This window comes from Blautia sp. LMAG:36 (assembly GCF_008680535.1).
GTDB classification, from domain to species: Bacteria; Bacillota; Clostridia; order Lachnospirales; family Lachnospiraceae; genus Blautia_A; species Blautia_A fusiformis.
In genome coordinates, this window is the sequence record NZ_NALB01000007.1 from 547,692 (window position 1) to 573,132 (window position 25,441).

The 25,441-nt window shown below is 48.4% G+C and carries 22 protein-coding genes and 3 pseudogenes; 4 read left to right on the forward strand and 21 right to left on the reverse strand.

Features of this window, described 5'->3' with window-relative positions:
* Nucleotides 1-86 precede the first annotated feature (86 nt).
* Nucleotides 87-686, forward strand: a complete 600-nt coding sequence (locus CCC17_RS11930; RefSeq protein ID WP_287083152.1) for a hypothetical protein — start codon at nucleotides 87-89, stop codon at nucleotides 684-686.
* 219 nt (nucleotides 687-905) lie between these two features.
* On the opposite strand, the gene ltrA is transcribed toward CCC17_RS11930, so the two are convergent.
* The 4 genes and pseudogenes from ltrA to CCC17_RS11950 form a co-directional block, all read right to left on the reverse strand.
* On the reverse strand, nucleotides 906-2,201 hold the full coding sequence (ltrA, locus tag CCC17_RS11935; protein WP_155177828.1) for a group II intron reverse transcriptase/maturase: 1,296 nt from the start codon (nucleotides 2,199-2,201) through the stop codon (nucleotides 906-908).
* Nucleotides 2,202-2,698: 497 nt separating this feature from the next.
* Nucleotides 2,699-3,238 carry a DUF3795 domain-containing protein gene (locus CCC17_RS11940; RefSeq protein ID WP_287083153.1) on the reverse strand — a complete coding sequence of 180 codons (540 nt, stop codon included), beginning with the start codon at nucleotides 3,236-3,238 and terminating at the stop codon, nucleotides 2,699-2,701.
* 146 nt (nucleotides 3,239-3,384) lie between these two features.
* Entirely contained in the window at nucleotides 3,385-3,600 is a 216-nt protein-coding gene (locus CCC17_RS11945) for a transposon-transfer assisting family protein (protein ID WP_178875828.1), read from the reverse strand.
* 1 nt (nucleotide 3,601) lies between these two features.
* Nucleotides 3,602-5,470 (reverse strand): annotated as a pseudogene (locus tag CCC17_RS11950) (YodL domain-containing protein); the annotation flags it as partial.
* A 93-nt stretch (nucleotides 5,471-5,563) separates the two neighbouring features.
* Here CCC17_RS11950 and CCC17_RS11955 point away from each other — a divergent pair.
* From CCC17_RS11955 to CCC17_RS11965, 3 genes are read left to right on the forward strand one after another with little or no spacing between them, the layout of a single operon-like run.
* Nucleotides 5,564-7,465, forward strand: a complete 1,902-nt coding sequence (locus CCC17_RS11955) for a tyrosine-type recombinase/integrase (RefSeq protein WP_118207860.1) — start codon at nucleotides 5,564-5,566, stop codon at nucleotides 7,463-7,465.
* Complete coding sequence (locus tag CCC17_RS11960) at nucleotides 7,462-8,430, forward strand: tyrosine-type recombinase/integrase (protein WP_118207861.1); 969 nt, start codon at nucleotides 7,462-7,464, stop codon at nucleotides 8,428-8,430. Before CCC17_RS11955 ends, CCC17_RS11960 begins: the two co-directional genes overlap by 4 nt.
* A complete protein-coding gene (locus CCC17_RS11965) occupies nucleotides 8,420-9,457 on the forward strand; it encodes a tyrosine-type recombinase/integrase (RefSeq protein WP_118207862.1) in 1,038 nt (345 codons plus the stop codon). Before CCC17_RS11960 ends, CCC17_RS11965 begins: the two co-directional genes overlap by 11 nt.
* 301 nt (nucleotides 9,458-9,758) lie before the next feature.
* On the opposite strand, the pseudogene CCC17_RS11970 reads toward CCC17_RS11965, so the two are convergent.
* The 17 genes and pseudogenes from CCC17_RS11970 to CCC17_RS12050 form a co-directional block, all read right to left on the reverse strand.
* A pseudogene (locus tag CCC17_RS11970) lies at nucleotides 9,759-11,006 on the reverse strand (CHC2 zinc finger domain-containing protein); the annotation flags it as partial.
* A 6-nt stretch (nucleotides 11,007-11,012) separates the two neighbouring features.
* Nucleotides 11,013-11,291 (reverse strand): immunoglobulin, encoded by a 279-nt coding sequence (locus CCC17_RS11975; RefSeq protein ID WP_117822124.1) that lies wholly within the window; start codon nucleotides 11,289-11,291, stop codon nucleotides 11,013-11,015.
* Nucleotides 11,288-13,387, reverse strand: a complete 2,100-nt coding sequence (locus CCC17_RS11980) for a DNA topoisomerase 3 (RefSeq protein ID WP_330577322.1) — start codon at nucleotides 13,385-13,387, stop codon at nucleotides 11,288-11,290. The genes CCC17_RS11975 and CCC17_RS11980 overlap by 4 nt, the downstream gene beginning before the upstream one ends.
* Nucleotides 13,368-14,060: a conjugal transfer protein TraG gene (locus CCC17_RS11985; protein ID WP_221718771.1), complete on the reverse strand. Its 693-nt coding sequence runs from the start codon at nucleotides 14,058-14,060 to the stop codon at nucleotides 13,368-13,370. The genes CCC17_RS11980 and CCC17_RS11985 overlap by 20 nt, the downstream gene beginning before the upstream one ends.
* Complete coding sequence (locus CCC17_RS11990) at nucleotides 14,057-14,251, reverse strand: hypothetical protein (RefSeq protein ID WP_003526245.1); 195 nt, start codon at nucleotides 14,249-14,251, stop codon at nucleotides 14,057-14,059. Before CCC17_RS11990 ends, CCC17_RS11985 begins: the two co-directional genes overlap by 4 nt.
* Nucleotides 14,248-15,012 carry a DUF4366 domain-containing protein gene (locus CCC17_RS11995; protein WP_221718770.1) on the reverse strand — a complete coding sequence of 255 codons (765 nt, stop codon included), beginning with the start codon at nucleotides 15,010-15,012 and terminating at the stop codon, nucleotides 14,248-14,250. Before CCC17_RS11995 ends, CCC17_RS11990 begins: the two co-directional genes overlap by 4 nt.
* Nucleotides 15,002-15,259 (reverse strand): DUF4315 family protein, encoded by a 258-nt coding sequence (locus tag CCC17_RS12000; protein WP_221718769.1) that lies wholly within the window; start codon nucleotides 15,257-15,259, stop codon nucleotides 15,002-15,004. The genes CCC17_RS11995 and CCC17_RS12000 overlap by 11 nt, the downstream gene beginning before the upstream one ends.
* Before the next feature lie 28 nt (nucleotides 15,260-15,287).
* Nucleotides 15,288-17,024: a C40 family peptidase gene (locus tag CCC17_RS12005; protein ID WP_287083155.1), complete on the reverse strand. Its 1,737-nt coding sequence runs from the start codon at nucleotides 17,022-17,024 to the stop codon at nucleotides 15,288-15,290.
* Nucleotides 17,017-17,400, reverse strand: a complete 384-nt coding sequence (locus CCC17_RS12010) for a DUF3851 domain-containing protein (protein WP_205488514.1) — start codon at nucleotides 17,398-17,400, stop codon at nucleotides 17,017-17,019. The genes CCC17_RS12005 and CCC17_RS12010 overlap by 8 nt, the downstream gene beginning before the upstream one ends.
* Nucleotides 17,397-19,796, reverse strand: a complete 2,400-nt coding sequence (locus CCC17_RS12015) for a VirB4-like conjugal transfer ATPase, CD1110 family (protein WP_221718768.1) — start codon at nucleotides 19,794-19,796, stop codon at nucleotides 17,397-17,399. The genes CCC17_RS12010 and CCC17_RS12015 overlap by 4 nt, the downstream gene beginning before the upstream one ends.
* Entirely contained in the window at nucleotides 19,753-20,208 is a 456-nt protein-coding gene (locus CCC17_RS12020; RefSeq protein WP_005335865.1) for a PrgI family protein, read from the reverse strand. The genes CCC17_RS12015 and CCC17_RS12020 overlap by 44 nt, the downstream gene beginning before the upstream one ends.
* 20 nt (nucleotides 20,209-20,228) lie before the next feature.
* Nucleotides 20,229-21,098, reverse strand: a complete 870-nt coding sequence (locus CCC17_RS12025) for a VirB6/TrbL-like conjugal transfer protein, CD1112 family (RefSeq protein ID WP_287083156.1) — start codon at nucleotides 21,096-21,098, stop codon at nucleotides 20,229-20,231.
* 69 nt (nucleotides 21,099-21,167) lie between these two features.
* A pseudogene (locus CCC17_RS12030) lies at nucleotides 21,168-21,254 on the reverse strand (Maff2 family mobile element protein); the annotation flags it as partial.
* 91 nt (nucleotides 21,255-21,345) lie between these two features.
* Entirely contained in the window at nucleotides 21,346-23,016 is a 1,671-nt protein-coding gene (locus CCC17_RS12035; protein WP_118747348.1) for a recombinase family protein, read from the reverse strand.
* The gene (locus CCC17_RS12040; RefSeq protein ID WP_002304371.1) at nucleotides 23,017-23,214 is read right to left on the reverse strand and encodes a hypothetical protein; all 198 of its coding nucleotides are present in this window, start codon (nucleotides 23,212-23,214) and stop codon (nucleotides 23,017-23,019) included.
* Nucleotides 23,215-23,455: 241 nt separating this feature from the next.
* Nucleotides 23,456-24,793 (reverse strand): virulence-associated E family protein, encoded by a 1,338-nt coding sequence (locus CCC17_RS12045; protein WP_118554113.1) that lies wholly within the window; start codon nucleotides 24,791-24,793, stop codon nucleotides 23,456-23,458.
* Nucleotides 24,762-25,406: a CHC2 zinc finger domain-containing protein gene (locus CCC17_RS12050; protein WP_117930459.1), complete on the reverse strand. Its 645-nt coding sequence runs from the start codon at nucleotides 25,404-25,406 to the stop codon at nucleotides 24,762-24,764. The genes CCC17_RS12045 and CCC17_RS12050 overlap by 32 nt, the downstream gene beginning before the upstream one ends.
* Between the last annotated feature and the right edge of the window lie 35 nt (nucleotides 25,407-25,441).

A 25,441-nucleotide genomic window follows, 5' to 3' on the forward strand; every position in this document is an offset into this window, starting at 1 on the left:
ACCTGCTGGTTAATCTGACTGACCGCTGTTCCCAGCGCCCCGATGGTGGACGGGGTGTTGAAATCAAAGATTGCCATGAAATCTTCGTGGTCGAAGTAGCGTTCCGGCTCCAGTCCACAGCGGGACATCAAAGCGTAAGTGATACTGACGGTGGCTGCTGCCTTGAACTGTACTCCGATGTTAAACTCATCATATTCCTCCAAAAAGGAACCGTCAACGATATAGAAGAAGTCCTGCTGATGCTCCGTCCAGTATTCCTCAGCCAGTTTTCCGGCTACCTCGGTGAGCTGTCCGGCAAGGTCATCACCGGAAACATCATAGGTGCGCTCAAGCATGGCCTGCACCGAATCCAAATGGCGCTCCTCCAGCTGCCACAGCCAGGGAGTGCGGGAATGTTCACGGGTTCCGGTGTCGGAAATATCAAAAACATAGCGCAGGCGGGGCCTGTCCCCGGAATCGTCCACCAGAGCGATTCCCTTGGAGCCGCGCCTTACATACCGGCCCATCTTTTCATTCCACAAATCGTACTCTGCACAGGCGGTAGCGTCCGGACGCTGGGCGTAGATCATCAATTGCTCATGGAACGGGTACTTGTAAAGGCGGGAAGCAGTGGTGAGAAACCCTGCCCATTCCTGCCAGCTCCCCGTGAGCTGCGTTGCCACCTTGTTCGCCATCTGTGCATATAGTTCAGCTTTGGTTGGCATGGTGTTCTGTCCTCCTTTCGGTTTTGGGTAAAAGAAAAGCAGGAAACCTAAATGATTTCCTGCTGGGTGAAACTGTGAATGTTAAATTATGGCTAACCTATTGGTTATACAGTCGAGTAGACTAAGACCTCTCAATCTTAGCCCCTCACAGATCCGTACGTGCGGCTTTCCCGCATACGGCTCCTCATAGTAACATTTGCTTCAATATAAACAATAGTACGTTTTAGGTTTTGCTAACGGGTAATACTTGAGCATTTCCACAAATCCATTCCATGTGTATGCCCGTCTACAACCTCTCCGATTCATGGCTTTGAATAGAAACTGTTGTACTCTATGCAGGAATGTTGTTATCTTCCGAAAATTCCATGTAACACCATAATACCGATAGTGTCCAATTAGTTTTACGTTCAACTCTTTAATTATTTCTCGCATTGGTCGATTTCGATTATCGTAAATCCAGTTCTTGTATGCTCTAACCTTTTGCTCAAACTTCTTTCTTGAAGTCTGTACCTTTGGCACGAAACCTCCCTTTCGAGTTTTGCTACAGTAGAAGGTAAACCCTAGAAAATCAAATGTTTCAGGCTTACATTCTCCTCTTGCTCTACGATTCTGCTCTGCAAATCTCCCAAATTCAATCAGTCTGCTTTTACTACTTTCCAGCTCCAGTCCAAACTTTTCCATTCGTTCCTTTAACTCTTTATAGTATCTTTCAGCTTCTGACTTATATTGAAATCCTGCAACAAAATCATCCGCAAAGTTGACGAGAAAACACTCTCCCTGCATTTCCCTTTGCACCACCAGCTTAAACCACAGCGTCAGCACATGATGCATGTATATATTTGCAAGCATCGGACTCATTACTGAGCCTTGTGCCGAACCTTCCTCTGTTGGCTCGAATTTTCCTTGCTCCATTATTCCTGCTTTAAGGTATTTACGTATTAGCCACAATAAGTTCTTATCCTGTATATTCCATTCAAGGAACTTCATCATCCAATCATGGTCGATATGGTCAAAGAAACCTTTGATATCGGCATCTACGATATAGCTGATTTTTCCATAGCTTATCCGTTGGTATACTTCTTTTATTGCTTCGTGACACCCCCTATTCGGTCTGAATCCATACATGCAGTTTAGGAATCTCGGTTCATAAATAGCTCCCAGTATTTTCTTCACTGCCATTTGTACAATCTTATCTTCATAGGAAGCAATCCCTAATGGTCGTTTCTTTCCATTTCCTTTAGGTATATATACCCTCAGTGACGGAAGTGGCTTAAAGGATTTGTTTTTCAACCTCTGTACCAGTTCCTTGATATTTCTATCAAGGTTCTTCCCATACTCATCCTTAGTTACCTTGTCAATTCCGACTGCTTTGTTCCCATCTAATTCCTTATGGCATTGCTTTAGCATATCTTCATTTATCAAGTGGTACACTGATGTAAATATAGGATGTTTTGATGTTGCCGATATCTCAGCTATTCTCACTAATTTCGTTTCCATTATTTCCTCCGTCCCTGAGTACGGATAATGTGTCCTCAGTAAGACCTTTACTATGCAATCCCCTTCCCTCCATCGGCATTGCCCGATTTCCACAGTACTATGGGATTGTCCGACCACCTACCATTCATTTGAAATCCTCCGTTTTCAGTTGCAACTTCATACTCTTCTTCGAGAAATGGCAGGTTCTCCCCAGTTGATGTGTATTCATAATGTAAAACATGATTGGTTCTCTGACTCCGCAGTGCCACATAACACTCGCCATATCGCATTATATGATATTGTCTTCCGCACCAGTTAAGACGTCGACCGACTGAAGTTAACGTTTCGAAGCTCAATCACTATTCAACCCTGCTTTCTTGCTGTCTACGCTTGTCAGATGCCGTTACCGGCATCGTCCCAAGACTCGCTATTATCTGGTTGGCTAAACCTTGGATAAACCGGAATCCCACCGGCTTGACTACACACCCTTAGCTGGGCGCACAACTGGAATTTACAAACTACTTTTTAACAAGTTTTAGCTCTATATTTCTTCTATCAGCAATTTTTTGAAGTATATCAACTATATATGAACATTGTTCTTTGACGGACAAGACAGACAATTCATCATTTTGTTGTATTTGTTTCATAGCTTCTTGTAATTCTGAAAGCTCTAATAAATTGACTGCTACACAGAAGAAATTTTTTCTGCGACCATCATTATAGTTAGCAAGTAAATGAGAAAGAATTTGCATTTTTTCCCGTTGTTGAAGATTATACCGTTCAACACCAATGTCCTGTATCATTTTCAAGTCTGCTTTTTGGCGTTTATGAGTTATAAAAGAATCATATTTATCAATATACCGATATTTTTCACATGGATAACTTTCACATTCATAACAATATTCAATTTTACCATGTTCAAGGCTACACTTAGCAATTCCGCACGATTGATTACCATTCCCGCAACCGCCACAGTGCTTTCCTAAAAACATAGGGCATAACCCACAATTCAATCCGCAAAGGGAAAATAATTGATTTTTTCGCTCAAATCCTTTCATATTATCAGTTCCTTATAAATTCCTATTTGTTGCTTACATTATAGTTCATTCATCCCTCCAAGTATAGTGGGAGTTTGTAAAGAATTGAGAGAAACCGCCTTCCCATCGAACAGTTTCTCTCACTATGTCATCCCGACACGATAAATTTACTGGTCAAAATCCGGGTACAGCTCCAGCTGGGCAAAGTCCTCATCGGTCATCGCACAGAGCTTCGTAAGGGCGCTGTCGGTCAGCTCCCTCAGTTCCGTTTCCTCCGGGGCCAGTTCACCGCACATCTCAGTCAGAGCTTCGATCAGTCCGGTGCGGCTACCGGTATTGTAAATGCACATCAGGTTCATTTCCTCAAAAGTAAAGTTTCCCATATCAAATCTCCCTTTCCGCACTCTTTTTGGGCGCTGTCTTTTTGTGTTCTGCCTTGGGCTGGCTTTTCAGCTGCTCCATGACGGACTTTTTCTTTTCCCGTTCCTCCCGATGGGCAGCGGCAGCCAAATCCATGAGGGAAATGGACTGACCGCTGCGGGCCTGCTGTTCCAGCTCTGCCACCGTAGGCTCTTTTGCGCCATTGTTGATGATACCGTCGATCATGCCGTAATCATCCTCCACGGCCATCTCCGCATTTTTCAGCGGATTTTCTGGCAGGAATCCGGGGATCTGGGTAAAACCAACACTGTCACAGTAATGACAGGATACCTTACCATCCTGCTTGATCGCAACGATGTCACTGACACTCATAGAAGGACTGTGAAAATCCGCCGGCTTTTGCAGATTAAACTGCTCATATAGTTTTTCCAGCTGCTCCGGTACCGTGCCAGACTCCCTCAGCGGAGCTGTGTAAATGAGGTCATAATTGCTGCGGTCTATGGAAATGTCATGGGACTTTAACCAATCCAGATTCATAAAGCGCACATTCTGCGGATCGTCACGACTTACCTGATAGATGGCAAAGCAATCTCTGTTCTGAGCGAGAAATGCCTGTTCCCGTTCCTGCTGATGTTCCTGGCGCTCCATGACCTTTTCGTGGAACTGAGGGCTTTTCTCCCATTCCTCACGGTCCACACCGAAAATGCCGCCATGATCCATGATTTCCTGCGAGTCAAATACCATACTCTCCGTATTGTCCTCATGCAGCACATAGACAGTCAAACCAGCGGCATCCAGTTCCAGCGCCCGTTCTCTGGTGACAGGGAGCATCCCATCATAGAAGTAGCCGTATTCCTGCATATCCGGTGTGGATACCTGCTCATCAGGCATAGGGTATTCATCCAGCACCTGCTCTTGTGCTTCCGGCAGCTGAGAAGAAGCAGCCATCTGACTGGCCTCTGCCTGCATCTGCTGGTAGGCAGCTTCCTGCAAGGTCTCAATCATGGACATAGGAGCGTGTCTGAGCGAAGTGCTGTCCAGATTGTTGTCATCACAAATCTGGAGAACTGCATTTTTGCGGGAAAGCTCCGGCATATCCAGCTGACCGCCATCCAGCTCTTTCATGGATGCGGCATCGTAAAGGGTATAGTCCCAGCCACTGTCACAGGGCTGGATATGAAGATAAGTGGCATCGTCGATCAGAAACAAAGCCTCCTGCTGGTTGGCGTCCGCTCCCAGCACCTCCATTTCCGGCATGGCCGCAGCCAGTTCCTTTACCGCTTTTTGCACCAACGGATTATCACGGTAATAGTCGATTGCCTGAATGGTGTCCATGTCAATGGTCTGCCCGGTCAAAATCGGAAAAGGTCCTTCATAGTCGCTTCCATCTTTCAGCTCAAAGCCAATGCCCTTGATCCCGTTCATTCGCTCTGCCGGAATCTCCTGATAAATGCGGACCGCCTCCTCCAAAGACAGGTTATCGTGATATTCTCCAAGGTTTGGAAACTCCATGCACTCTGCTACATAGTAGGTCAGATTGCCGGTTGGCTGCTCTATCGGGGCGGTTTCCGGCTCTGCCTTTGCATGGGGATCAATCCCACGCTCTTTGCAGATTTCCTTATAGTGGCGCTCAATGTCAGAGATCAAAGTGCCGGAGGTCTTATTGATGGTCTCCAAACTGGCTCTCAGCTCTTTCAGTTCCTTGCCCTGACTCCAGCTTGCAATATAGCCGAAGCTGTTTTCTCCGGTCTCAATGCCAAAATATTTGCAGACCGCATAGGAGATGCTTTCAGCCTCAAATGTTAATGTTTCCATTTGAGGCGTTATACCCATGTTTTTATAATGTTGATCTTTTAAATTATTTTCCATAAATCCTCACTTTCTTGTAAAAAAGATGAGCATTATCAGATATGCTATTATCAGGTTTTCCCCTCGAATGGGAAGCCGGAAAGGAGCGCATTTGATATGCAAATAAACTATTTAGATGCTATTTCATCAGTTCTCAATATGATGAAACAGCCAGACAGTGCATGTAAAAATATAGACATGCACAGAACCTGTTATACTACACTCTTCAAGTACCTGATGGATAAGGGCATTCCTTTTTCAATGGATGCCGCACTGGACTGGCTTGAGATTAAAAAACGGGAAATTTCCTATGAGACGTGTTCCCAATATAGAAATGCCCTGTTCCGCCTCGAGCATTACCTGCTCTTTGGAGATATCAAAAGTTCTTTCTGCCGCTCAGAAGACAGTTTTTTCTGCCGGAGCGGAATATCGGAATCCTTTTTTCGCCTGACATATGAGCTGGAAGAATACTATGCGACCACACAGAATCCCTGCTATTACCATACGTATTCTGTTGCCATCAAGGAGTTCTTCAAGCTTGCTACTTCCCTGGGAGTTACAGAGCCGGAAGCAATAACCATAGATACTCTTATCGAATACTGGAATACTTACTGCAAATCCTGTAAATCTCTTGCCAGACGTCAGAACGCCGTATGTGCCATGACAGCACTTATGAAATATCTTCACCGCAGAGGTGATGTGCCAGAGTGTTACCAGCGGGTTCTTTTTGGTGAGAACGTTGAAATACTGCTTGAGATGAGACTTTCTAAAATAGGTACCGCATTTCATCCGAGTATACCTCTCGCTCTTAAAGCTGATGAATATCTTGACGCTTTGGACGATTGGAAATACATGGAATCATCAAAAGCTGTTTATCGCAATGATTTCACATGGTATTTCATGTTCCTGGAACTTAACCATCTGGAACACTCGGCAGAAACTGTGACATCATGGATAGATATACTCCCGGATTGCCCGAATCAGATCAAAGCCAGCAGTTCCGGATCAGCTCGTCGTTCACACACTATCAGAATGTTTGAAAAGTATCTCCAGGGCATAATGGAATCCAATATAATCGCTGAGCCGATGCGTGCATCTGATCATCTTCCATCATGGAGCAAAAGCATCCTTGATGGTTTCATAGAAAGCCGCAGGCGGGATGGAATGACCGATAAGACACTTACCATGTGCAGGGCAGCCGGATGCAGTTTCTTCAAATATCTTGAAGATAATGGAATAGATAATCCAGTCTCCATAACACCCGATGTGGTTAAAGCATTTCATAACCATGATGTCCACTCGACCCCGGAAAGTAAAAATGCATATGGAACCAAGCTTCGTCAGCTTCTACGGTACATGGCTGACCAGGATCTGATTTCACCAACACTTTCTTTTGCAGTATCTGCAAGCTGTGCGCCTCATCGCAGCATAGTTGATGTTCTGGGCGATGCTATGGTCGAGAATATATATGAATATCGTGAGAAAGCTTCTACTCCCATGGAGCTCAGGGACACAGCCATGGTCATGCTTGGACTTCGAATGGGTATCAGGGGAACAGACATCCTAAAGCTTCAGGTAAATGATTTTGACTGGAAAAACAAAACTGTTTCCTTCATTCAGCAGAAAACAAGCAAAGCAATAACGCTTCCAGTCCCAACGGATGTAGGTAATTCAGTATATAAATACATCATGAATGGACGTCCGGAATCGGCTGTCACAGGCAACGGTTATATATTTATCAGCCATCAGGCACCATATATTCCTCTTAAAGTTACAACGGCGTGCCGTGGAGCTTTAAAAAGAATACTTGCTGAATATGGATTTGAATTATCTACTGGTCAGGGCTTTCATATGACACGAAAAACATTTGCCACAAGAATGCTTCGGGCAGACAACAAACTTGATGATATTTCCAATGCTCTCGGACATGCACGTCAGGAAACAGCAGAGGTATATCTTGAACGTGACGAAGATAAAATGAGGCTCTGCCCTCTGGAATTTGGAGGTGTTTTATCATGACATACATTTTTGAGAGCGGTCTGGCACATCATATCGAAGGACTTATACAGCAAAAACGAGCTGATGGATATGCCTATAATTCCGAAGAAAAGCTATTAAAACGCTTTGATACCTTTTGCGTACAGAATTATCCGGAACTGACAACAGTCACCTATGAAATGGCAGCCAAATGGTCAGAAGCCAGACCGGGCGAAGGAGATGCCTATCATAATCGCCGTATGTCGATGGTGAAGGTGCTGAGTGAATATATCCTTTCCCTTGGTCAGGAAGCATACGTTCCTAATTTTTTCTGCAAGGCTTACCGTCCGGTTCTTTACATTCCATCAAAAGAGGAAGTTAAGGAACTGCTACAGAAAATGGATATCCGCACGTCTCATAATTCAGAGCAATTTAGACTCGATAGAGAGTGCAAGATTCTTTTTCTCCTATATTTTTGCTGCGGTCTGCGTCTGTCAGAAGGGCGATTGCTAAAATGGGAGCACATAGACCTGGATAAAGGAATCCTTACTGTCCTTGGCTCAAAGGGTAACAAAGATCGCCTTGTATATCTTCCGCAGGATAGCCTTCCGGTACTTAAAAACTATAAAGAACGTCAGGAAATGCTTTTCCCCGGAATTGACTGGGCTTTTCCGGGAAAAGATCCACATAAGCCTGTTTCGTGCTCTGGAGTAGAATCGAGTTTTAACCGCCATTGGGCCATGCTTCCGGTTGCCAGGACAGTTGATAAACATCCGACACCCCACTGTTTACGCCATGCTTTTGTAGTAGAGAGATTTAATGAGTGGATGCATCAGGGAATTGATACAAACACTATGCTCCCATATTTAAGCAGATACCTTGGACACAAAAGTCCTGATGAAACGTATTATTACTATCATCTTGTAGAAAAGGCATTTGATACTATCCGAGAGAAAGATTCAGTGTCTGGAAAGGTCATTCCGGAGGTGATTCCCTATGAAGAATAAATCAGCAAAGATATCGACTGACCAGCTGTTCTTTTCTCACACATGGAACTTTCTAAATGTTTATTTGGTAAAGCAGGTCGGACGCAGTCAGGCTACAGCAGAATCCTACAGAGATTCCCTTACAATATTTAAAAACTACCTTGCAGATGAATTAGGTAAATCCATAAGCACCTTTCAGTTTTCTGATTGTACCAAAGAATGTATTTATAATTTCAGAGAATATCTGCTTGCAAATGGCAGCCAGCCATCAACTGTAAATGTAAGAGTCGCGGCTATCCGTGCCTATCTGAACTATGCCTCGGATATGGACATATCAGTCCAGTCAGTTGCCCTGGCGATCAGTCAGATCTCACCATGCAAAACCATTAAAAAGGAAAAACCTATTTTGTCCGATGATGCACTTGCTGCAATACTGTCTGCACCGCCGAATACGAAATTCGGTGTACGAGACCGTGCTATTTTGATTCTTCTCTACGATACAGCTGTAAGAATCAGTGAGCTGCTTAATATTCGCCTATGTGATATCGCAATGGAATCAAAATATCCAAATATTTTCATAACCGGCAAAGGTAATAAAGAAAGAACCATACAATTAACAGCTAAAGCAGTCGAACACCTTAGGGAATATATACGTGTATATCACAGTAATTCTTCCAAAGAAGCATACTTATTTTCCACAACAATAAAAGGTGTAACAGACAGGATGTCCGTTGGAAATGTCCAGCGGATTATAAAAAAATATGCAGCTCTGGTCAGTGAAAAAGGGGTTAGTCTTCCGGATTCGGTTCACTGTCACATGTTTCGCCGAACCAGAGCCACAAATCTTTATCAGGATGGAATCGCCATTGAGCTGGTTTCTACAGTGTTAGGACATGCCAGAACTGATACAACCAAAAGCTACTATGCAAAGCCATCTGTTGAACAGCTTAGAGACGCAATGGAATCTGTTCCAACACCTGTATCTGATGAAGCACCAATGTGGGAGGGTAACGAAGATGAAATGGCAAGACTTTGTGGATTGCGCTAACGAATAATGCACATCTTTTAGTAGAAAAACGTCTTATTTCTCAGCATTCTTTAAAATGATTAACATTTTGGAATGCTGAGTATAAAGCCTCCACTTCCTCCGTGTGGCGATTTTTGATTGCCTGTTTTTCTGCGGTTGGATCTTCCTCAACTGCAAGACGCCATTCAAACTGATTTTCGTCCACATAGCGCCAATCCATATCAGAAGCAAACTGTTCAGCTTCTCTTTCTGTGGCAAAATCCAGCTTGAAATCATGCTTGGTTCCACCTTCACTCTCCAGCACAACCTTCCATGACGGTAGCATTTCATATTTTTTAGGGTCATGGAGCTTGCTGTGGGCAATCTCATGTACTGTGGCCGAAACCGTCTGCACCTCACTCATGCCCTGACGAATGGCGATTTTCTGATGATCGGCAGAAAAATAGCCGTCCGTATCGGCGGCCATTGCTTCAAAAGTGATCGGCACCGGCGCACTGCGGCGCAGAGCCTCCATGAATGCCTCATAATTTGGCACATTGCCGGAAAGGGAGGAAGCAAGCTCCGGCAAAGGTTTCCCGTCGGTCTGGCTCACATCAAAAACCTTGACCGGGCGAAACATGGGGATCTCGATTTCTTTTTCCTCTGTGACGATCTTTCCGTCTTTATCCAGAATCGGAGCCTTGGTATCCGGGTCCAGCTTCTGCTCCTCGATTTTCTTCTTATACGGTGTGGGGGCGATGATGGTAATGCCATGCTCGCCCTTTTTTACATGACGCTCAAACTGGTCTTTCCACTTATTGTATCCGGCTACCAATGTAGCGTCCGGCTTCTGCATATAGATGAGCATGGTGTTGTTTACCGAATAGCGGTGGAAGCGGGACATGACGGACAGATAGCGCATATACTTTTCACTCTCAAACAGTTCTTTGATCCCCTGCTCGATGCCATCTGTGATTTCCCTTAGCCGCTCTCGGTTGGTGGGTTTGTTCTCAGCCATGATTTTCAATCTCCTTTCCAAGTGTGTGATTTCTGCTGTGTGTTCTGCAATCCATGCCTTTTGTTCTTCTTCACTTTCATAAAGAAAAAGGTCCAACAGGTACTCTACATAGGTTTTCTTCTGGATTGCTTCCACAAAACGGGGGTGCGGTTCTTCCTCCGGTGTCCGGGGAGAATTGTCGGCTTCCCATTTTTTCAGCAGATAGTAGTAATCGGACAGTACGCGATAACACCGCTGCCGGTCCTCCCGAAACTTTTGTGCCTCTGTTTTCTGCCGGACATATCTCCTACGGGGAGGGGCCTGACTGTCATAGATCAGGCCAAAGTCCTGTGCCAATTTCTCTGCCGCTTCTTTTGGGGAGAGGTCAAAGAGCTTTGCGGTAAAGTCGATCACATCCCCATCTTCACCGCAGCCAAAGCAGTGGAACCGCTGGTCTACCTTCATGCTTGGGTTCTTATCATCGTGAAAGGGACAGCAGGCCATGCCATTTCGTTTGACCTCGATCCCATAAAACGCTGCCGCATCTCTGGTGCTGACCGACTGCTTGACTGCTTCAAATACATTCTCTGTCATGTGCCTTTAACTGCCGGACTTTCGCATAGGAGGCTGGTATCCGGCAGCTTTCGCACGCTCACTGGCGGCTTTGCGGCGTTCTGCGCTATATGGCTCCCGGACTGATACACACCGCTTGGGGACGATAAAGTTATGGGCGTCCTTTCGGGTGATCTGGTCGGGGTGCTTTTTTGCCAGCAGTTCCAGCTTCTCCATCAGACGGGGATCGTGGGTATAGACCTCAGCCATTGGTTCTGCCTGGTTATAGAGGAGAATGGTTTCCCGTTCCACTAAAGAGAGCTTCATCGGCTGCCTCCTTTCCGCTGGTCAAATTCCAGCTTGAAGTTGGCATACTGTCCATCGTCCTCCAAAACCACAGTGGCATCGTAGGTCTTGCCGGTTTTCTCCGAATATAGGCCCGTCACACGGACACGGCCATCGTTAAGCAGTGCAGACACCACAGCCTTGGTCGGCTGTTTTTTCTTGGCAGCCCACCATTTGTTATTTTTCCAGATTGCAAATTTGCAAGAATCATTCTGACAGAAGAAGCCTTTTTGCAGTTCTGCAACTTCACCGCCGCAGCGAGGGCATTTGCCCACCACCTCACGAGGCGAAGTGAACAGGTACTCCGTTCCCTTGATGACCTGATAAGTCCCCACCAGCTCTTTCAGCATGGCACTGATACCGTCTAAAAACTCCTCCGGGGCAAGCTGCCCGCGCTCGATTTCTCCCAGGCGGTACTCCCACTCGGCAGTCAGAAGCGGCGATTGCAGTTGTTCCGGCAGAACGGTGATCAGGGAAACTGCATCGTGGGAAGGGAGAAGCTGCACCGTTTTCCTGCTCTTTTTTCGTTCCAGAAAACCGGCAGATACCAGCTTTTCCAAAATACCGGCACGGGTGGCCGGTGTCCCAAGACCTTTTCGCTCGGCATCCTCCGGCATATCCTCTTTTCCGGCAGTCTCCATCGCGGACAACAGGTTGTCCTCCGTAAAGTGCTGGGGCGGACTGCTTTTGCCTTCTTTGACGATTGCCGCAGAAACCGAAAGGGTCTGTCCTTCGGTCAGCTCCGGCAGAGCTTTCTCTGCGCCCTCTTTTTTCGGCTCTGCATCCTTCATTTTGGCACGGTAAGCGTCCTCCAGTGCTTTCCATCCGGGGTGCTTCACCGTTTTTCCTTTGGCGGTAAACTCTCCACCGGCACACGCTGCAATCACAACAGTTTCCGAATAGATATGGGGCTGGGCTACGGCGCACAGCAGACGCAGGGCCACCAGCTCCAGCACCGCTTTTTCTCCCGCAGGAAGGGCAGAAAGGTCTGCATCCTTGAGATTTCTGGTAGGGATTACTGCGTGGTGGTCAGTTACTTTCTTATCGTTGATGACCGTCTGCGGATCACAGGCAATGGCGATTTCTTTGCAAAACGGCATGGCGTTGGCAACCAGGTTCACCAGCACCGGCAGGCTGTCTGCCATATCACTGGTCAGATAGCGGCTGTCAGTACGGGGATAGGTGCAGAGCTTCTTTTCATACAGGCTTTGCAGATAGTCCAGGGTCTGCTGGGCTGTAAATCCAAGCAGGCGGTTGGCATCTCTTTGCAGAGTAGTCAGGTCATAGAGGGCAGGCGGCTTTTCGGACTTTTCCTTGCACTCCACCTTTTTGATTGTGACAGCTACACCCTGACAGGCTTCTTTCAGCTGCTCTGCGCTTGCTCGGTCACTCATGCGCTCCCCGGATACGGTAAGACCGGGCAGCTCCAGCGCCACGGTATAAAAAGGAACCGGCTTAAAGGTGTCGATCTCAGCTTCTCGCTGGACAATGAGCGCCAGCGTTGGGGACATCACGCGCCCGATGTTAAGGGTGCGGTGGTACAGCACGGAAAAAAGCCTTGTGGCATTGATCCCCACCAGCCAGTCGGCCTTGGCACGGCAGAGGGCAGCATCCCGAAGTCCGTCATAATCCGCACCGGGGCGCAGGTTTGCAAAGCCTTCCCTTATGGCAGAGTCCTCCATCGAAGAAATCCAGAGCCTTTTCATAGGCTTCTGACAGTCTGCCAGCTCATAGACGCTGCGGAAGATCATCTCGCCCTCGCGTCCGGCATCACAGGCATTTACAACTTCCGTCACATCCGGGGCATTCATCAGCTTTTTGAGAATATCAAACTGCTTTTTCTTATCTTTTCCCACCACCATCTGCCAATGTTCCGGCAGGATAGGCAGGTCATCATATCGCCACTTGGCATACTTGGGGTCATAGCTGTCTGCATCTGCAAGACCGGCCAGATGACCCACGCACCAGCTGACACGCCAGCCGTTACCCTCCAGATACCCGTCCTTACGGACGGTTGCGCCGATCACCGCCGCCAAACTCTGGGCAACTGATGGCTTTTCAGCAATTACAAGTTTCATAATCTTCATCCTCCCATTCTTCTCGCACAGGCGTGTGCAGCTTTTTCTCAATGCTGTTTTCCTCATCCAAAAGCAGGTTATATCCAAACCGATAATCATAGCGGTACAGTTTCCCCAGCAGGTCATTGATGATGATGCGGCAAGCCAAAATGACACGGGTTTTATCCACCTGCATCAGCTGGTAGCGTTGATAATTGCTGTAATATTCTTCGTGACGGCGGGTATTGCAGGCGGCATCTTCAAGTAAACTATCTACTGCATCCTGGCAACCATCTTCTTTTTCCCCTTCCATGCAGTTCAGAAGTTCCATCATCAAAGGAAAGCTCTGTTCATCCATAGGAGCTTCTGCAGCAAGAAAACCGATCAGAGCAGATAAGAGCAGACGAGTCGCCGTCTGTTCTTGTTCCGTCAAAACGGCCATTGTTTTCTCCGCATTTGGCAGGATCTTTTCTTCCACAAACTCTGCCGCATCACCGGAATAAAGCTGACGGATAGAATCTATGGACAATGAAACTGTCACGGTATCTAAGGAGAAATCAAAGGGGTCATCTTGTTTTGGCTTTCTCCGAAGTTTGTTTAACATGGTAGAAAGAATGTCGCCGCCAAAATACACGGCGATCACCAGCAGGTCAAAAACAGCAATCAGCTTGATAAATATAATCAGAACACTCATTTTTTTCGTTTCCTTTCTTTGAGCCAACGTTCCATCTCACGATGGCAGATACCTACGCAGGGACTTCCATAACTCCCGCAACCATAGCAGGGGTGGTTGTGGGATAAAGAATGAGGACGGGAAGTTTCCCTCCCGCCCTCCGGCCTGCGTGTCATCATGCGTTCATAGGGACTGTCTGTGAAACGGGTCATTTCACGCTGTCCTCGTCATCTTCTTCTGTGCTGCCCCCATCAGCGTCCGGTTCGTCCGACTCCTCATCCTCGGTTTCCCATTCCTCGGAATCTTCCTCGCCATAATCATAATCGTCCAGACTGTCATTGCCCTTGGTCTTAGGCTTATTCTTAATGAGCTTCAAGTAGGCAAATACGCCACCGCCTCCAAGCAGAGCCAGCAAAAGGACTATCGCAGCCGGGTTCAGTCCGGCAGGCTTCTCTTTTTCCGGTTCCGGTGTTTCTGCCGGAGGTTCCGGTGCTTTGCCCGTACATTTACTCTTATCAGTTGCGCAGACCGGGCAAGCCGTATTGACTGCCCCTGCTTCACATTTTGTCGTGCAGCTGCATACCGCAGCCGGCTTCTCTTTGACATTTTCATCTTCCATCAGTGCCATCAAATCCGCTTCATCCACCTGGTTCAGAAAATGAACAGCAGTCTTTTTATCCTCATTCGCCCTGTCGATCAAAATGTAAAAATAGTTGCCAGCCTTGGTGGTAACGGTAATGAGCTGCTTATTGCCTCCAAAATCATCCACCAGTGCCGCATTCCCCTCCGGTGTAAGTGCCGGTGCTGGTTCTGTTTCTTCCACAATCACATTGCTGTCATTTGTAGAATCCTCTGCCGGTGCCGCCGGTGCCTGTTCTGACCCCTGTGCGAAAGCAGGGATCGTAAATCCAAATGCCACAACCATTGTCAGGCAAAGGGCGGAAAGTGTTTTGCAAATTCTTTTATTCTTCATAAGCGGTAGCCTCCTGATTATTTGATTCCGGCAGTGTCGTATCTCTGCCATGGTTCATTCCACCGGAAAGCATAGCGTTCAGCTGTGCTGGAGTCATGCGTAACGCACGAACCATCTGAACGATTTCCAGATTCTCTGCCTCCGTTTTCTGTGCTTCCAAGGTCTTGAGCTTTTCCTGATATTCCGCAATCTTCTCACGGGTTTTCTCAATTTCCTGGTCGATACGTTCAATTTTGTTTTTTGCCATAACCGTTCACTCCTTTCCACAAAGTCTGTTACCAGTTCATCAGACCATAGCCTTTAATGCTTTGATAATTCAGGTCATAACTTTTGATCTTGCAGGCATCGCCGGAATTTCCCTCCACGGTATAAACGCGGCTGCCATCCGTACCGATCACGATACCCACATGGTCTGCTGTCCCATCCAAATCCCAATCAAAGAAAATTGCATCTCCGGGAGCCAGATTATTATAGCCTCTTGCACCCCATTGTCCATGAGACTGGAACCACGGAACGCCCTGCCACTCACAGCCTGCAAAGCGCGGCTCACTTTTTCCAGCCTGGTTATAACACCAGGATACAAAGCAGGCGCACCACTCCACGCGGCTGTCAAAACCATACCAGCTCCAATAAGGATAACCGCCCACATTGCCGACCTGACGCTTGGCCAGCTCCACCAACTGCGGATTTCCGGGACGGGTTCCATTTACAAACTGTACACCGGTCAAGTCCTCGGAATTGCTCATGTCAGGGGAACCACCGCCAAACAACAGCGGCTTATTGCCCATGGTCTGCCGGTAAACCTGATACATTTCCATCTGCTCCGGGGTCAGTAACTCCGACGCCACAGCGGAAATGGGCTTGCTGGTGAGTTTCACATTCAAAATGTAATACTCATAGGGGACTTCTTCTGAGGTGGTCTCGCCGGTCTCCGGGTCGGTGGAGGTCTCCGTGCGGTAGCGAATCTCCACTTCCTCAGTAAGCGTCAGCTGATACTGTGCTGCAAACACACGCGCCAGCTCTGCCTGAGCGCTCTGCTGGGTGTAACCTTGCAAGACGGCAGACAGAAATGCTGCCAGCTCATGAGGGTCATGGCCGATCATACCAAGGTCATAGCGATACTCGTCATACCCTGGGTGGCTGCTTTCAATGTTGTCGATTTCCTCCTGCAACTGGACTTCTCTGGCTGCATAATCTGCCTCCACTGCCAGCATTTCCGGGTCATCCGACGGATAAGTGGTACCGGAGAGAACGGAACCGATGCTCTGCGCCATCATGGAGCAGGAGGACATGGTATTCATCAGCATACAGGTAATGAGGAACAAAACCCCTGCCATCAGGAAACCCTTCTTGTGGCGCACGACGAACGCCCCTGCCTGCTGTGCCTTTTCTTTCACCGTCCTTGCGGCTTTTCCGGTTTTGGACGCAGCCTGGGCGGTATTTCCGGCAGTCTGACCGGCGTGTTTGGCGGCGGCATACTGCTTTTTGATGGCCTGCTTTTGCTGCCAGCGGGAAAGAGGGTTGCTGGCAAACTGGGGATTTTCCTGCAAAGATTTCTGGTACAGAACATTTACATTTGCCTTTTCCAGTTGGCGCTCTGCCTGTGCTGCTTTGCGGTACGGCTTCAGCTTGTGGCTGCGATAGCCCTCCCGCACCAGATAAGCGCCGGTCTCCACCGCCTCCTCGGACTTGTGGGCGCTTTCCACGCCCACATTGTCCTGCTCTGTTTCCCGTATCTCTTTGTGGAGCTTGCCCACGACCAGATGGGCGGGAGCTTCCCTGACTCCTTGAGAAACTTTGGAAGGTGGCTTTTTCTTGTCCTCAAAGGTCAGCTTCGAGGTCTTTTTTCCGGTATCCGGGTCAATGACCGTCTGCCTGACCTTTTTCTTTGGGATATTGGCCTGCGCCTTATCTGCTCTGGCCGCAGCTTTCTCCGCTTTACGGATCGGCTTTTCCAGTGCAGGGTCAGACCGTTCCTCATCAGTAAAGCGCAGGCGCGGTTCCTTATTCAAACCATTCTCCCAGCATGAGGGAGGACATCATGTAGTGCAGCTCTGCATAAATGGCCATTCCCACAGGATCGTTGAACATACAGCCGGACAGGTAGGCATAAAACTGTGCCACCACATCGGACAGGATCTTCGCCTCTGTTCCTTCCAGAACCAGACCGCCCATACCTTCCTTGGCACGGATGGCACTCCAGACCTCTGCCAGACGGAGCAGCCCCACCTGACCGGTCTCATTCAGTTCGGCTGCCTGATCTGCCGCCGTGCGGCACTCACTTACCGCATCGGCCATGACTGTAAGCAGCTGGCTGCGCTGGGCATTTACCGCCCTGTCAAAAAACATCAGCGGATTTTTATTCAAAATGTTGAGATTCATAATCATTCATCCTCCTTTTTCAATTCTTGAGGTTTGGTGGTCATAATGCGGTAAAGCTCGGTGTTCTTCGGGAAGTGATCCACGAAAGGCAGGATTGTAGAGCCATAAAACAGCAGGCCCTCGCCCTCACCGGAGTGGGTCACATAAGATAATTGGTGTGTGGAAATCCCCAGTTGCTTCGCCAAAATCTGACGGTCTCCGCCTGCCTGGTTAAGCATATACACGAAGTCCGAGTTTTCAAAGATGTTCTCTACCTCGCGGCTGCTCAAAAGGTCTTTGACATTCTGGGTGATACCTGTCGGAATACCGCCCCATTTTCTGAATCGCTTCCAGATTTCCACCGTATAGGCGGCGGTCTGCTCCTCCTTCAAAAGCAGGTGCATCTCGTCGATGTAGTAACGGGTGGACTTGTGGGCGGCACGGTTGATGGTAACGCGGTTCCACACCTGATCCTGTACCACCAGCATACCGATTTTTTTAAGCTGCTTGCCCAGTTCCTTGATGTCGTAGCAGACAATCCGGTTATCAATGTCCACATTGCTCTGATGATTGAACACATTCAAAGAACCCGTTACATAGATTTCCAATGCCGTTGCAATGTACTGAGCTTCTTTTTCTTCCTGCTCCCGCAACAGGTTATAAAGGTCCTCCAAAATCGGCATATTCTCCGGCTTTGGGTCATTGAGATATTCGTTGTAAACCAACCGTACACAACGGTCAATAATGGTTTTCTGCACCGGCTGCAAGCCCTCCTTACCGCCCACGATCAGCTCACACAAACTGAGGATAAAGTCAGACTTGAGTGACAGCGGGCTTTCATCATCCGAATAGTCCAGATTCAGATCCATCGGATTGATATAGTTGGTTGAAGTAGGTGAGATCTTGATGACCTGCCCATGCAGACGCTCAACAAGAGGTGCGTACTCCGCTTCCGGGTCACAGATAATGACATCATCACTGGTAAGCAAAAAGCAGTTGGCAATTTCTCGTTTTGCGCTGAAGGACTTACCGGAACCCGGCGTACCCAGAATCAGGCCGTTGGGGTTTTTCAGCAGCTTTCTGTCCACCATAATGAGGTTGTTGGACAGAGCATTGATGCCGTAGTACAGAGCTTCTTTCCCGTTCTGGAACAGTTCCTGCGTAGTAAAGGGCACAAAGATAGCTGTGGAACTGGTGGTCAGTCCTCGCTGAATCTCAATCTGATTGAGACCCAGAGGCAAACAGCTCATCAGCCCTTCTTCCTGCTGGAAGTCCAGCCTGGTCAGCTGACAGTTATACTTCTGGGCAATAGAGCCTGCCTGAAAGATGTTGTTGCCAAGCTGACGGGGATTGTCCGCTGTGTTCAGCACCAGAAAAGTCAAAAGGAACATTCTCTCGTTGCGGCTCTGCAAATCCTGCAAGAGTTTTTTCGCTTCACTGCCGTAGGTAGCAAGGTCAGATGGAATGATGTCCATGTCGTATCCGGCACGGACTGCTTTTTTCTGTTCCTCGATCTTGCTGCGGTCCAGGTCGGTAATCTTCCGCTTTACCGTTTTGATGGCTTTCACCTGATCCACCGACTGAATGTGCATACTCACAATGAGCGAACTTTCCATATCCAGAAAATCAGCCAGCAAACGGTCATTCAGTTCCGGTGCGAGAATCTGCAAAAAAGAAACAGTCCCGTATTTCTTACCCATACGGAACTGCTTGCCGGTGCGGAACTCAAAGGAGCTTGGTGCAATAAAATCCTTTGTGGACAGACCGGAAGGAGCCAGCCAGTCCCATTCAAACTGAAACGGGAGTTGTTCATCCATGTGGAATACCGCATGAAGCTGAAAAAGCCTTTCTTTACCGTCCAGCGTTCTGGCAGCTACACCAAGACGCTTGAAGTTATTAAGTATATCGGTCTCAATACGCTCCAGACGGGGCTTGGCGGCTTTGATGCTGTCCGCGTCGATACCAAAGGTCAGATATTTGGTCTTGATGAGACCGTTGTTACCTCTGGCCAGCTGATTTTGCAGCATTGTGGTGTATTCCTCACGGATACTGTCAAAGGCGTCCCTCTGGGGCGGGATGGAAATGGAGTTAGCAAAGGTCTCCTCCGATGCCGCAAGGTTCAAAAAAGACAGCTGGAAATGAATCGAGCTGTCAAAATAATTGAGGAAATCACACCAACCCTCAAAGATTGCCGTCTTATCTTCGTTTTGGGAGAGCTGATAGTTGATGTCCTGAAACTTGATGGTCTTTGTGTAGTGGCTGTCCGATACGCGGCAGATTCCGTCCGGCCACATCCGTTCATAAGGGATACTGTCCTGCGCAGATTTTCCTTTTTTGTCCGTGCGGTTAGCGCGGGCAATGGCCGCTTCGATCTGCTTCTTATCGGCGCGGGACAGTTTTTTCTTTGTCTTTACCGGCTGCACAGTTTTTTCCTCGGTTTTTCCGAACATCCGATGCAGCCATTTTTTTATTGCGGTGAACAATGTCATACACCTCCTTATCGAGCATTTCCTGCCGCTTTAATACGGCATAAAAGTTGTTGGTCTGGTAAGGTCGCTGCTTTGGACGGATCACAGCTACTTTGAGAATGTTGCCCACGATCTTTTCCAGGGGCTGTCCATGCTTTTCGTACATAGCCAGCATGAAGAAGGGCAGCATAACCAGCATCATACACATAGCCGCTACACTGTTTCCGGTAGGTTTTCTGAGCAAAAAGAAAAGCGGTACGCCAATAAGCGCTCCGCCCGTGAAGCAGATAAGCTGCCGCTTGGTCAGATTGAACATGACCTTTGTTTTGACTTTTGTTAAGTCCTTGGGTACGGGTACATAAGCCAATGTGGAAACCTCCTTCCGTTTTAGTGTGCCTGAAAGACTGATTTGGCGAGACTGCCGGTTTTGAACAGCGTAAAACATAGCAGTACGGTGTAGCCCACGCAGCTCCAGATTGCCATGATGATGTCATCTTCCAGAGCGATGTTCTGCACCAGCACAGCATAAATTGCCACGCAGACGATAATGAGAAACGCCTGAAAGCCCAGTGCCAGCAGAGATCGGAGGTAATTCTGTCCCATACCGCCCCATTCCTTGCCCATCATTGCAGCCATTGGAACGGGAGCCACCGAAGTTACAAGGTAGATCTCGATCATACGGCCATAAATAACGATAAAGATACAGATATACAACGCCCACATGGTAATGCCAATAAAGAGGGATTGGAACCACAGTCCGAACAGCGGTCCCAAATCCATTTCCATCAGCCTCGGTTCCAGATCGGTTATAACTGAGGAAATGTCAATGGACGCATCCGAATTGATAATCCCTGCCGCCTGCGCCACCACGCTCTGCGCCATATCAAAGACGCCCATCACGATATTCCATGTGTTTGTGACAATGAGGATGGCGGCAGCTGATTTGAACACCCACTTGAAAATCATCCAGGTATCCACATCATGCAGGTTGTTCTTGTCTGCAATCATCTGGATCAGGTCTACGGTCATCACGATAGCCAGGATCACACCTGCAATCGGCACCATGATGGAGTTTGACAGATTCTCAATCATATTGAAAATACTGCCATTCCATCCCTGTGGGGTCTGTCCTACCTGTACGGATATATCCGCGACCTGTTGGTTTACGCTGTCAAACATCCCCGAAAGGTTGCTCATAATACCGCCCACCAGCATTTCTTTCAGCCAATTTGTCAGGGCTTCAAGTAAGAAATCCATACGGTGTCAACCTCCTTTCCGCCGCCCCCGCAGAGCTGCGGGAGCGGCAAGGATTTCATGCAGGAACGCTTAGACAGAGAACAGCCCGGAGAGCAGAGGTACAAGAACCATACCAACAACGGCTACACCAGCGCCAGCCATAAGCTGTTTTATCCCCAATTAGGTGTAAAAACTCTGCTCGATGGCGGGCGGCGGCGTACAAAAAATCTATATGGTGTTTTTAAGAGAACCGTCCCGGCGGGACAGGTCAGGCAGTGACCTGTTCCACCTCCGGGATGGGTTTGAGATTAAAATGAATTTCGATAGAAATGTGTCTTGTTTTATCTTCGTCAATGCGCTCATGCACGACGATTTCTTTGATTAAGCGGTTGAGGGTGGCTGCGTCCAGCTCTGTGATGTTGGCATATTCCTGAATGGCTTCCACCCATTGTTTTGCGTCATTGGCAAGCTGGACTTCATCGGACAGCCGCTTTCTGCCCTCGGACACTTTTGTTTTAAGCTCCGTCTGCTCGGTCTGTGTCTTTTCCAGCATGGTGTTGAAATTCTGCTCACTGATACGCCCTGCAATCATATCCTCATAAAGCCGCATGACCATTTTGTCCAGAACCTCAATCCGTTCCTCGTCCCTTGTAAGGGAGCGTTCCATTGCTTCCCGCTGTTCCTTTTGTTCGGCTTCGCAGGTATTTGTCAGGCGGTCGGCAACCGCTTCCCCGTCCATCAGGGCAGCTCTGGCACATTCCCGTATTTTCCGCAGCACATGGCTGTAAAGGGTGTCATAATCAATCCGGTGCTGGGTGCAGTGGTTCTTTCCAAAGGCGTTGTAGGTCTTGCAGGAATAAATCCGCTGGGGATATTTTGCGTTTGTGTAGCGTATCGTCAGCGACTTCCCACACTCGCCGCATTTTAACAGTCCGGCAAACAGGCTGATTTCATTGGTCTGCCCCGGACGCTGGCGGGATTTCAGCTTGTTCTGCACAATATCAAAGCTCATGCGGTCAATCAGCGGTTCATGCTGTCCCTCCACCACAATCCAGTCCTCCGGCTTCTTTTCCCCAATCGTGCCGATTTTGAAACGGTAGTCCTTTTTCTGGGAAGCAATCGCCCCGGTGTAGACGGGATTCATCAAAAGGTCTTTGATAACGGAGAAGTCCCACATATACCGCCCGTTTTCCGGGTCTTTCTTTTCCCATTTGGTGCGGGTATTGCGAAGCCCCCGTTCCCGGTTCCACCATGTGGGGCAGGGGATTTTTTCTTCCTCCAGCCGTCTGCGGATATAGTTCGGACCATGACCGTTTAGGGCATATCCGAAAATCAGCCGCACAATCGGGGCTGTTTCTTCGTCAATGAGCAGATGGTTTCTGTCCTCCGGGTCTTTCCGATACCCAAACGGGGCAAGACACCCGGTAAACTGTCCTTTCTGCGCTTTCAGAAGATAAGAGGAATGGACTTTCTTGGAAATATCCTTGCTGTACATCTCGTTCAGGATATTCTTGAACGGGGCAATATCGTTGTTATCACGCAGGGTGTCGATACCGTCATTCATGGCGATATAGCGGACGCCGTTCCTTGGGAAAAAGTCCTCAATCAAATGCCCGGTTTGCAGATAGTTACGCCCCAGTCGGCTGAGGTCTTTCGTGATGACAAGGTTGATCTGCCTGCGCTCAATGGCTCTCAACATTCTCTGTAAATCAGGACGCTCCATGTTAAGACCTGTGAAGCCATCGTCCTGATAGACTGCCACAACCTCCCATCCCTGCTTTTCGCAGTATTTTTCCAGCATATCACGCTGGTTTGCGATACTGGCACTTTCGCCTTGCAGGTCATCGTCCTTTGACAGCCTGCAATAGACCGCTGCACGATAGCCCCCGGCAAGTGCCTTTCCGATTGTTCTGTATTCCATTTCGTTCATCATAGCCATTTACCCACACAATCCAGACGGTATCTGGCTCTTTTGAACCTCATCTTCATTATAGCTTATATCTTTCTTTTTAGCAAGATATTCTTTTGTATTTGTCTTTCCGTATTTCTGGGAAATCAGGCTGACGAACACATCAGTGGCGTCCAGTTCCCCGTCAAACACCGTTGTAACATGAATCTCTGTTTTGTTTTTTGCCATAGGCAGTTATCCTCCATACATGAAAATAGCCAGACAGAGGGTGTCGGCAACGAAGTCCGGCAACGGGCTTCAAAAGACCTTGCAAACAATCTCAATCTGGCGATGGTTACTATTTATACTTTTCTTTTATTTTTCTGTTGTTTTGGTTGTCATAGGGGAGAAAAGCCGATAGTTTCGGGATTTTCCCCGGCAACCGGCTCGGCAACGGGATAGCAACAGGGGGTGCAACGGGCTGCCATTTTCAGAACGGAAGCTCCATCTGTTCTGTGACCTCCACAAAACCGTCCATCGTTTTTTCAGACGGGTTGCCGGAGTCCGTTGCCGGGTTTTCACGCTCCCAGCCCTTTTGTCTGCCATATTCGGAAAACATTCTTGGGTTCGGGAAGTACCGCCAGCCAGAAATGCACTGGTTCATAATCTCGTTGATTTCCCGGATTTCCCATTGCTTCGGCTCGTCAAAGGCATGGTTCAAGGCTTCCTTATAGAGCTGCTTGGAGCAGACCATGCTCCCGGTGTACTTATCAAGATACGCCTGTATCATCCCGGCTTTGGTGTCCTCCGGCATAAAATCCCGCTGGTGTTCTTTGAGATACCGCTGCATGGCAGGGCTGAAAGCCAGCTTGAACCTGCCGCTTCGGTAAATTTCCATCGCTTCTGCCCACATCTGCTCGATATAGGCTCTGGAAGCGGCTTCGTCCTCCAAAATGTGAACCTCGGCTTGCTCCGGGTACACCATGACGGGGATAAAGCGGCGGTTGCCGGAACGGTCAAGGGGCAGGAAGTCAAGGGCATTGGAAGTGCCGCCAAACACGCACTGACGGGGGCGGTCTGCTGGGTGGGTTTCATAGGGTATCTTGTAAACCTCTTTCTGTCGGCTTAAAAATGACTTGATTTCCTCAATGCTCTTGGCGTTGGCGGTTGCCATCATTTCCGACATTTCGATAATCCAGTGACCTTGCAGCTTGCGGTACACATTGTCATCGTCCAGCTTCCGCAAATCATCGGAGAACCACTCGTCCCGGACTGCCAGCAGACGGAAGAAGGTGGACTTGCCAGCCCCCTGACCGCCTACCAGACAGAGCATGATTTCAAACTTGCACCCCGGCTGAAAGGCTCGTGAGATTGCACCCAGCAGGAACAGCTTCAATGCTTCATAGGTGTAATCGTCTGCGTCAGCCCCCAGAAAGTGCCGCAGGCAGAAACGGATTCGTTCCGTCCCGTCCCACACAAGGGTATTGAGATAGTCCCGGATGGGATGGTACTTGTTTTCATTCGCCACAATCCCGATGGCGTTATCAATCTTTTTCTCATTGGTAAGCCCGTAGGTTTCTTCCAGATAAAGAAGCAGATACTTCATGTCCGTATCGTTCAGGGCTGTGCTTTCCCTGTGGAAGCCGATGGGCTTTATGATGTCCTTGCGGTCGGTCAGGATGTTGTATGCGATAGCCCCGGAAAGCAGCGGGTCACGCTGGAATACGGTCAGGCAGTTCCGTATGCTCTGACGGACACCGCCTTTCTCGGTAGTTTCCAGCCCCGCCTTGATTTCCTCAACGCTCTGGGGCGGCTGCATGGCGTTCATGGTGTTTTTTAGTTCTTGCTGCGTCTGCGGCTGCAAGCTCTGCCATTCGCTGTTCAAGCTGTATCACATCCTTTCCGTAGTCCGTAATCAAAGCCGCTTTTTCCTCTGTTTCCCCGAACAGCAGCACATCCAGCAGATATTCCACTTGGTCTTGCTTCTGTAAGGCTTCCACAAACCGGGGATGAAAGATTTCCTCTGGGGAGTGCGGGGCATATTCCTTTCTCCACACTCGGAGTAGGTGGAGATAATCGGCAAGGATACGGAAGCAATGGTTTTTTGCTTCCTGAAACTGTTCCTCCGGGGATTTCTGCCGGGACTTGGGCTTTTTTGCCTTTCCCGGCGGTTTCCAGTCCTCATAGGAAAGCCCGAAGTCCTGTGCCAGTTGTACGGCGGCTTCTTTCTTTCCCAGCCCATACAGGGCGGCGGCAAAATCAATCACATCCCCATCCGCACCGCAGCCGAAGCAGTGGTAACGCCGATCCAGCTTCATGCTTGGGGTTTTATCGTTATGGAACGGACAGCAAGCCATCCCGTTCCGACCTACATGGATTCCATAATGCTCCGCAGCCTGTCTTGTTGTGACGGACTGCTTCACAGCTTCAAATACATTCAAATCTGTCCCTCCTTGAAAATAAGAAAAGCACCTGA

Bases quoted from the DNA above. Each gene is read 5' to 3' on its own strand.
- CCC17_RS12025 (WP_287083156.1), bottom strand. From the start codon at position 21,098: ATGGATTTCTTACTTGAAGCCCTGACAAATTGGCTGAAAGAAATGCTG.
- CCC17_RS11980 (WP_330577322.1), bottom strand. From the start codon at position 13,387: ATGAAACTTGTAATTGCTGAAAAGCCATCAGTTGCCCAGAGTTTGGCG.
- CCC17_RS12000 (WP_221718769.1), bottom strand. From the start codon at position 15,259: ATGGCAAAAAACAAAATTGAACGTATCGACCAGGAAATTGAGAAAACC.
- CCC17_RS11965 (WP_118207862.1), top strand. From the start codon at position 8,420: ATGAAGAATAAATCAGCAAAGATATCGACTGACCAGCTGTTCTTTTCT.
- ltrA (WP_155177828.1), bottom strand. From the start codon at position 2,201: ATGGAAACGAAATTAGTGAGAATAGCTGAGATATCGGCAACATCAAAA.
- CCC17_RS11945 (WP_178875828.1), bottom strand. From the start codon at position 3,600: ATGGGAAACTTTACTTTTGAGGAAATGAACCTGATGTGCATTTACAAT.
- CCC17_RS11975 (WP_117822124.1), bottom strand. From the start codon at position 11,291: ATGAAGCTCTCTTTAGTGGAACGGGAAACCATTCTCCTCTATAACCAG.
- CCC17_RS11960 (WP_118207861.1), top strand. From the start codon at position 7,462: ATGACATACATTTTTGAGAGCGGTCTGGCACATCATATCGAAGGACTT.
- CCC17_RS11995 (WP_221718770.1), bottom strand. From the start codon at position 15,012: ATGAAGAATAAAAGAATTTGCAAAACACTTTCCGCCCTTTGCCTGACA.
- CCC17_RS12045 (WP_118554113.1), bottom strand. From the start codon at position 24,793: ATGAACGCCATGCAGCCGCCCCAGAGCGTTGAGGAAATCAAGGCGGGG.
- CCC17_RS11955 (WP_118207860.1), top strand. From the start codon at position 5,564: ATGCAAATAAACTATTTAGATGCTATTTCATCAGTTCTCAATATGATG.
- CCC17_RS11940 (WP_287083153.1), bottom strand. From the start codon at position 3,238: ATGAAAGGATTTGAGCGAAAAAATCAATTATTTTCCCTTTGCGGATTG.
- CCC17_RS12040 (WP_002304371.1), bottom strand. From the start codon at position 23,214: ATGGCAAAAAACAAAACAGAGATTCATGTTACAACGGTGTTTGACGGG.
- CCC17_RS11985 (WP_221718771.1), bottom strand. From the start codon at position 14,060: ATGAGTGTTCTGATTATATTTATCAAGCTGATTGCTGTTTTTGACCTG.
- CCC17_RS12010 (WP_205488514.1), bottom strand. From the start codon at position 17,400: ATGATTATGAATCTCAACATTTTGAATAAAAATCCGCTGATGTTTTTT.
- CCC17_RS12035 (WP_118747348.1), bottom strand. From the start codon at position 23,016: ATGGCTATGATGAACGAAATGGAATACAGAACAATCGGAAAGGCACTT.
- CCC17_RS11990 (WP_003526245.1), bottom strand. From the start codon at position 14,251: ATGACCCGTTTCACAGACAGTCCCTATGAACGCATGATGACACGCAGG.